This is a genomic window from Streptomyces sp. NPDC002130 (assembly GCF_040296465.1).
GTDB lineage: Bacteria > Actinomycetota > Actinomycetes > Streptomycetales > Streptomycetaceae > Streptomyces.
On sequence record NZ_JBEOXI010001153.1, the window covers coordinates 1 to 1114 of the forward strand.

Consider the following 1114-nt stretch of genomic DNA (forward strand, 5'->3'; position numbering starts at 1 on the left):
GGCGCCGCGGCGAGATTGGTCCGTGCAAGCGCGGTTTCCTGATCCCGCCAGCTTCGCTCGATCCGTTCGACGGAACGAGTGGGACCCGCTGCTGTACGCAGTAATTCGAGATGGTCGGTGAGCTCGAGAGTTGACAGCGTCGCAGCGAGTTCAACCTCGTGCCGGCGCTCGTCCGCTCGGCTGAGAGCGCGTTGGGCCAGCGTCTGAGCTGCGAGCGACACCGCGAGAAGTCCCCCGACGAGCAGCATGACTCCGGGTCCCGCGACGACCGCGATTCCAGGAAGCAGGAGCAGCGGGATCAGCGGTGCAACGAGGAAGGTCTGAAGTTGGTGTGCGGGAACACTCATCAGCGACGGGATCCCGCGCCCGGTGACGGTGGCGAGCAGAGCCCGGTTGTCGTCGGTGAACCAGGACAGCTTCGCGCGGGCGAAGGCATCCCCGAGCGCGTCGTAGAGATCGCCGACGAGTCGAGCCCCGGTGAAATATCCGCCCCGCGAGACCAGGACGGTCACGAAGAGAGCGATGGTGGCCGTGGCCAGGACGAGGACCGGCGACCGGTGATCAGCTATCGAGAGCGCGAGGGTGGTGAACGCGATCGCTTCGAGGACAGCGACGGACACCCAACCGAGTCCGATGGTGATCAAGCGTCGACGGGCTGCAGTGGTGCTGTTCATTGTTCGGCTCCAGTCAGGGCAGCATCGGATGCGATGAGACTCCGGAGGTCGAGCCGATCGTCGGCGTCGTCTGCAAGAGCGGGGTCGTGGGTGACGATCACAATCGTCTTTCCTTCGGCATGTGCGAGGTGTCGTAGTTCTTTCAACAGTTCGGCCGCTGTCCGATCGTCGAGTGCGCTGGTCGGCTCGTCGAGCAGCAGTACTGTTGCGGGCGAAAGGAATACCCGAGCAAGCCCGACTCTCTGACGTTCTCCGCCGGAGAGTGAAGCGGCATCGACATCGAGGCTGACGTCGATCTGTGCCCGGCGAAGCGCTGCGGCGTATTCCGCGTCTGTTGCGTCGGGGGCGGCCAGCGCGATGCCAGCCGGCCGAACTGGGCCGTCAGGGCGATGGACTTGGTGAGGATGTCGCCGCCGACGGTTTCCAGGACGACGTCCACA

1 protein-coding gene and 1 pseudogene are annotated in these 1114 nt (G+C 65.0%); both read right to left on the reverse strand.

Going from position 1 to position 1114, the window contains the following annotated elements; translation table 11 throughout:
* A pseudogene (locus ABT116_RS49200) lies at positions 1 to 674 on the reverse strand (ABC transporter); the annotation flags it as partial.
* Positions 671 to 1114: ATP-binding cassette domain-containing protein (locus ABT116_RS49205; RefSeq protein WP_351648130.1), on the reverse strand; the 444-nt coding region annotated here is incomplete at its 5' end. The pseudogene ABT116_RS49200 and the gene ABT116_RS49205, both read right to left, overlap by 4 nt.